This window comes from Geodermatophilus sp. SYSU D00691, assembly GCF_054050275.1.
In genome coordinates this window covers 42,157-48,156 of the sequence record NZ_JBJGYZ010000042.1, presented here as the reverse complement: position 1 = coordinate 48,156, position 6,000 = coordinate 42,157, and the positions used below count along the sequence as shown (strand labels likewise).

The 6,000-nt window shown below is 72.6% G+C and carries 6 protein-coding genes; 2 read left to right on the top strand and 4 right to left on the bottom strand.

Annotated features, from left to right (window positions below; all coding sequences use genetic code 11):
• Positions 1 to 133: 133 nt before the first annotated feature.
• The 4 genes from qcrB to ctaE are packed head-to-tail and all read right to left on the bottom strand — an operon-like array spanning position 134 to position 4,410.
• Positions 134 to 1,816, bottom strand: a complete 1,683-nt coding sequence (gene qcrB, locus ACI797_RS24165; protein ID WP_456862203.1) for a cytochrome bc1 complex cytochrome b subunit — start codon at positions 1,814 to 1,816, stop codon at positions 134 to 136.
• Positions 1,816 to 2,913 (bottom strand): cytochrome bc1 complex Rieske iron-sulfur subunit, encoded by a 1,098-nt coding sequence (gene qcrA / locus ACI797_RS24160; RefSeq protein WP_456862200.1) that lies wholly within the window; start codon positions 2,911 to 2,913, stop codon positions 1,816 to 1,818. The genes qcrB and qcrA overlap by 1 nt, the downstream gene beginning before the upstream one ends.
• On the bottom strand, positions 2,910 to 3,788 hold the full coding sequence (gene qcrC, locus ACI797_RS24155; RefSeq protein WP_456862198.1) for a cytochrome bc1 complex diheme cytochrome c subunit: 879 nt from the start codon (positions 3,786 to 3,788) through the stop codon (positions 2,910 to 2,912). The genes qcrA and qcrC overlap by 4 nt, the downstream gene beginning before the upstream one ends.
• A 7-nt stretch (positions 3,789 to 3,795) precedes the next feature.
• The gene (ctaE, locus tag ACI797_RS24150) at positions 3,796 to 4,410 is read right to left on the bottom strand and encodes an aa3-type cytochrome oxidase subunit III (RefSeq protein WP_456539362.1); all 615 of its coding nucleotides are present in this window, start codon (positions 4,408 to 4,410) and stop codon (positions 3,796 to 3,798) included.
• Positions 4,411 to 4,544: 134 nt separating this feature from the next.
• Between ctaE and ACI797_RS24145 the strand changes: the two genes are divergently transcribed.
• Both ACI797_RS24145 and trpD read left to right on the top strand, forming a co-directional pair.
• Positions 4,545 to 4,955, top strand: a complete 411-nt coding sequence (locus ACI797_RS24145; RefSeq protein WP_456539361.1) for a hypothetical protein — start codon at positions 4,545 to 4,547, stop codon at positions 4,953 to 4,955.
• Positions 4,952 to 5,995, top strand: coding sequence for an anthranilate phosphoribosyltransferase (trpD, locus tag ACI797_RS24140; RefSeq protein WP_456862195.1), 1,044 nt, complete (start codon positions 4,952 to 4,954; stop codon positions 5,993 to 5,995). The genes ACI797_RS24145 and trpD overlap by 4 nt, the downstream gene beginning before the upstream one ends.
• The last annotated feature ends 5 nt before the right edge of the window (positions 5,996 to 6,000 follow it).

Sequence of the window (6,000 nt, the reverse complement as noted above, 5' to 3'; positions counted from 1 at the left end):
CCGCCCCCCCCCCCCCAACAAATCACGGGCGCCCCCCGCAGCCCACCCCGTGGGGGCGGGGCACGGGGGGCGGGGTAACCAGCTGGGCCCCGGCGCACCGCGGGCGCCGGGCCCCGGCTGCGAACGACCTCGCCTAGTCGCGCGGCTCCTGCGGCCGTCCGCCGTCGGAGGGCCGGCCACCCTCGGACGGGCGGCCGCTGGTGGTGAGCTCGCGGCCGGGCTCCGCCGCGGCCAGCCCGCGGCCCTCCGCCCGCTGCTCGGCCTCCACCGCCGTCGGCGACTCGATCGGGCTGAAGAACCCGCGGATCGCGCGCCGGGCACCGCCGACCTGGTTCATCCGCTTGGGCACCGGGGCGCCGCCGTAGGCCAGCGCACCGTGACCGTGCTCGTCGACCGCGCCGAGCGGCTGGTGCACCTCGATGAACTCACCGTGGGGCAGCCGCCGGATGACGCCGGTCTCGATGCCGTGCTCGAGCACCTCGCGGTCGTGCTGCTGCAGGCCCAGGCAGATGCGGTAGGTGATCACGTACGCCAGCGGCGGGAGGACCACCATGCCGATCCGGCCGAACCAGGTCATCGCGTTGAGGCTGATGTCGAACTTGTCGGCGATGACGTCGTTGCCGCCGGAGATGAGCAGCACCACGTAGAAGGTGAGCGCCATCATGCCCAGCGAGGTCCGGACGGGGACGTCCCGCGGCCGCTGGAGCAGGTGGTGCGAGGCGGTGTCCCGGGTCAGCTTGCGCTCGATGACCGGGTACAGCGCCAGGAGCGTGAACATGATCCCGGGCAGCACCAGCGTCGGCCAGACCGGCGCCGGGATGGTGTAGCCGCCGGGCAGGACGATGTCCCAGGCCGGCCACAGACGGGTCGAGCCGTCGAGGAAGCCGACGTACCAGTCGGGCTGCGACGCCGCCGACACCTGCGCAGGGTTGTACGGCCCCCACAGCCAGATCGGGTTGATCTGCACCAGGCCGCCGAGCGCGGCGCACACGCCGAACACCACGAAGAACAGACCGCCGGACTTCGCCGCGAAGACCGGGAAGAACCGGTTGCCGACGACGTTGTGCTCGGTCCGACCCGGCCCGGGGAACTGGGTGTGCTTCTGCTTGATCAGCAGCAGCAGGTGGATCGTGATCAGCGCCAGGATGATCCCCGGGAACAGCAGGACGTGCACGATGAAGAAGCGCGAGATGATCAGTTCACCCGGGAAGTCTCCGCCGAAGACCGCGAAGTAGGCCCACGGACCGATCACCGGGATGGACAGGATGATGGCGCTGATGATGCGGAGGCCGGTACCGGAGAGCAGGTCGTCGGGGATCGTGTAGCCCGTGAGCCCCTCGAGGAGCGCCAGCACCAGCAGGCCCACGCCGATCAGCCAGTTGGTCTCGCGCGGCCGGCGGAAGGCGCCGGTGAAGAAGATGCGCAGCAGGTGCACCACGATCGAGGCGACGAACAGCAGCGCCGCCCAGTGGTGCAGCTGCCGCATGAACAGGCCGCCGCGGACGTCGAACGAGAGGTCGAGGGCCGAGTCGTAGGCCGCCGACATCTCGATGCCGCGCAGCGGTGCGTACGAGCCGTCGTAGACGACCTCACGCATCGAGGCGTCGAAGAAGAACGTCAGGTAGGTACCGGACAGCAGCAGGACGACGAAGGAGTAGAGCGCGATCTCGCCCAGCAGGAACGACCAGTGGTCGGGGTAGACCTTGTTCAGGGTCCGCCGGAACCAGTTGGCCGCGACGAAGCGCTCGTCGAGCTCGACGGCGGCCTTGCCGAGGCGCGTGGTCGGCACTCCCGGCGCGGTGGCGGTGCGAGCCATCAGGCGTTCTCCCGGTTCCAGTAGCTGGGCCCGACGGGCTCAGGGTAGTCGCTGCGCGCGACGAAGTAGCCGTCGTCGTCGACCGTGATCGGCAGCTGGGGGAGCGAGCGCGTGGCCGGCCCGAAGACCGGCTTGGCCGCCTTCGTGATGTCGAACTGCGACTGGTGGCACGGGCAGAGGATCCGGCTGGTCTCCTGCTCGTACAGCGACACCGGGCAACCCAGGTGCGTGCAGATCTTGGAGAACGCGACGTAGTCGGCGTAGCCGAAGTCCTCCTGGCCGGGGCGCGCCTCGTAGACCGCCATCTGCTCCGGCCGCAGCCGGAAGAGCATGGTCGCGGCGTCGCTGGCCCGGTTGCCGCCCTCGACCGCCGGGAAGACCGTCTCCAGCGAGCCCGGCTCGGCGTCGCCGGGCCGGATCGGGGTGCCGTCGTCGCGGACCAGCCGGACCCCGCGGCCCCACGGGGTGGTGCCCAGCGGGTTGCCCTTGTTCGGGTCCTTGATCAGACCGCCGAGCGGGAGGATGAGCGCCAGGCCGACGCCGCCGCCCATGAACAGCAGCGAGCGGGTGAGCAGCTTGCGCCGGGCCAGGCCGCTGCGGTGGCCCCAGCCGACGAGCGTCGCCGACGTCGTCATCTGGTCGAAGTGGCCGGCGTCGTGCTTGACCTGCACCGCGGTCTCGTGCGGCAGGAGCTTCTTGGTGTAGAGGACCAGGCCGATGCCCACGAAGGTGAGGGCCAGGCCCAGGGTCGCCCCGAGCAGCGGGGTGAACAGCGTGCTCCAGGTGCCCGGGTGCTCGGCCCAGTTCCACTCGGGCAGGAACCAGCCCGAGCCGACGTAGACGACGACGAAGCCGAACGACAGCAGGCCGGCGAGGAAGAACAGCGTGCCCACCTGGCGGACGGCGCGCTTCTCCAGCGTCGAGCCCGGCTCGGGGCCCGGGTCGACGTGCAGGACCTCGACGCCGTCCTGGGCCGCGCCGAGGGCGTCCAGCTCGTCGCGGCTCATCGTGGCCAGCCGCTCCCGGCTGTACTGGGCGTCCAGCCCGCCGTGCTCCTGGCCCCCGGTGCTGCCCGGGCGCTCCTCGCGCGCACTCACGCCTTGCTCCCCATCCAGAAGACCGCGAACATCATCGCCCCGATGCCGACGACCCAGATCACCAGACCCTCACCGACCGGGCCGATCCGGCCGATGCCGGCGCCACCGGGGTCGGACTGCTCGTTGAGCGTCTGCACGTAGTCGATGATCGACCGCTTCTCCTCGGGGGTCAGCTGGTTGTCCCCGAACACCGGCATGTTCTCGGGGCCGGTGAGCATCGCGGTGTAGATCTCGAGGTCGGTGCTGTCGACCAGGCTGGGAGCGGCCTTGCCGGAGGAGAGCGCGCCGCCGCGGCCGACGAAGTTGTGGCAGGAGGAGCAGTTCAGCCGGAACAGCTCGCCACCCACGGCCACGTCGCCGTCGCGCAGGTCCCCGGAGGGGAGCGTCGGGCCGCCGCCGTTGGCCTGGACGTAGGCCATCAGCTGGTCGATCTCCTCGTCGGAGAAGACCCGGGGCTTGTTCTGCGCGTCGGCCTCGTTGCGCACCAGCGGCATGCGGCCGGTGTGCACCTGGAAGTAGACGGCCGCCTCGCCGACGCCGATGAGCGACGGGCCGCGGTTGGGCACGCCCTCGAGGTTGTCGCCGTGGCAGGTGATGCAGCTGGTCTCGTACAGCTCGCGACCGGCCTCGACCGCGGCCGACCCGGAGGTGGCGCCGTCGTCGGCCGCGTTGGCCGGGGCGAGGGTCGAGTACAGGGCGCCGGTGAGCACCAGCGCGGCCATCAGGCCGGCGACGTTCGCCACGCGGCGGCGCGCCTTGGAGCGGCGGCGGGCGCGGGCCCGGTCGGCCGGCGCGCCACCGGAGCGGCGGCGACTGCCGCCGGCCGGGGACTCCTCGTCGCGCGGGGCGTCGGACTGCGGGTTCGTGGTGGACACCGTTTCCCTAGCGGATCAGGTAGATCGTGGCGAAGAGCCCGACCCACACGACGTCGACGAAGTGCCAGTAGTAGGAGACCACGATCGCCGAGGTCGCCTGCGCCGGCGTGAAGCGGCCCATGGTGGACCGGATGAGCAGGTAGACGAAGGCGATCAGCCCACCGATGACGTGCAGCGCGTGGAAGCCGGTGGTCAGGTAGAAGACCGAGCCGTACGTCGAGGACGAGATCGTCGTGGCGTGGTCGGTGACGAGCACGCGGTACTCGTTCGCCTGGGCGAGCACGAAGACCAGGCCCATGACGAAGGTGATCGTGAACCAACGGCGCAGGCCGTAGACGTTGCCCTGCTCGGCCGCGAACACGCCGAGCTGGCAGGTGACCGACGACGCGACCAGGATGATCGTGAAGACCAGCGCGTACGGCAGGTTGAGCTCGGTCGGCTCCGGCGGCCACCCCTCGGTCGCCCGGGCGCGCGCGGTGAAGTACATGGCGAACAACCCGGCGAAGAACATCAGCTCGCTGGAGAGCCAGATGATCGTGCCGACGCTGACCATGTTCGGTCGGGTCAGGGAGTGCACCCGCGACGTGTCGAAGGTGCTGCTCGCAACGGGGGCCGTTGTCACGGCCTCATCATGGCATCGGCGCAGGGTGGTCACGACCGCGGGTGCGATGGCGTGGCGGCGACCGTGACCTCCTCGAGACCGAGCGCCGGCGGCCTTCCCGGGAACCGCTGGTCGCGGGCACTAGGCTCGCGCGCGTGACCGAAGCAACCGTGCTGGTGTACAGCTCCCGTCCCGAGGTGCGGGAGGCCGTCCGCACGGCCGTCGGCCGCCGGCCGGCCGCCGACGTCGGCCCGCTCACCTGGGTCGAGTGCGTGACCGGCGACGAGGTGGTCACGGCCGTCGACCTCGGCGGGATCGACCTCTGCATCCTCGACGGCGAGGCGCAGCCGACCGGCGGTCTCGCGCTGGCCCGCCAGCTCAAGGAGGAACTGGTCGACAGCCCGGCGCTGTGCGTGCTCATCGCGCGCCAGCCCGACCGCTGGCTGGCCCACTGGTCGATGGCCGACGGCACGCTGCCGCTCCCGGTCGACCCGCTGACCGCGCCCGCCGTGGTGGCCGAGCTGCTCCGCGAGCACGCCGCGCGGCCGCCCGCCACGCGGCGGTGACCACCCCCACCTGGCCGGGGCTGCTGACCCGGCTGCTGGCCCGGCAGGACCTCACCGCGGCCGACACCGCCTGGGCGATGGGCGAGATCATGTCCGGCGAGGCCAGCCCGGCGCAGATCGCCGCCTTCGTGGTGGCGCTGCGGGCCAAGGGCGAGGCGCCCGAGGAGGTCGCCGGCCTCGCCGACACCATGCGCGACCGCGCGACGCCGGTCGACCTGCCGCTGGACAGCGTCGACGTCGTCGGCACCGGCGGCGACGGGGCGCACACGGTCAACATCTCCTCGATGGCGGCGGTGGTGGCCGCGGCCACCGGCGCCCCGGTGGCCAAGCACGGCAACCGGGCGGCCTCGTCGTCCTCGGGCTCGGCCGACGTGCTCGAGGCCCTCGGCGTCGCCATCGACCTGCCCGCCGACGGGGTCGCGCGGTGCGTGCAGCAGGCCGGCATCGGGTTCTTCTTCGCACCGGTCTTCCACCCCGGCATGCGGCACGCGGCCGTGCCCCGGCGGGAGATGGGCATCGGCACCGTCTTCAACTTCCTCGGCCCGCTCACGAACCCGGCCCGCCCGGTCGCCGCGGCCATCGGCTGCGCTGACCTGCGGATGGCGCCGGTGCTCGCCGCGGTGCTGGCCGGGCGGGGCACCCGCGCGGTGGTCTTCCGCGGGGACGACGGGCTGGACGAGCTGACCACGGCGACGACGTCCTCGGCCTGGGTGGTGCGCGACGGCGAGGTCGAGCCCGACCGCGTCGACCCGACCGCGCTGGGCATCGCCCCGCCGCCGGAGGGCGCGCTGCGCGGCGGCGACCCGCGGTTCAACGCCGATGTCTTCCGCCGGGTGGTCGACGGCGAGCGCGGGCCGGTGCGCGACGCCGTCCTGCTCAACGCCGCGGCGGCGCTGGCCGCCTACGGCACGCGGGCCGAGCGGCTGCACGACGCCCTGGCGGCCGGCATGGCGACCGCGGCCGCGGCGGTCGACGACGGCCGGGCGGCCGCGCTGCTCGACCGGTGGGTGGCGGTCAGCCGGGAACTCGCGCAGACCTGACGCCC

What these genes read in the sequence shown, in the direction of transcription:
- qcrB (WP_456862203.1), bottom strand. Translation starts at nt 1,816, where the DNA reads ATGGCTCGCACCGCCACCGCGCCGGGAGTGCCGACCACGCGCCTCGGC.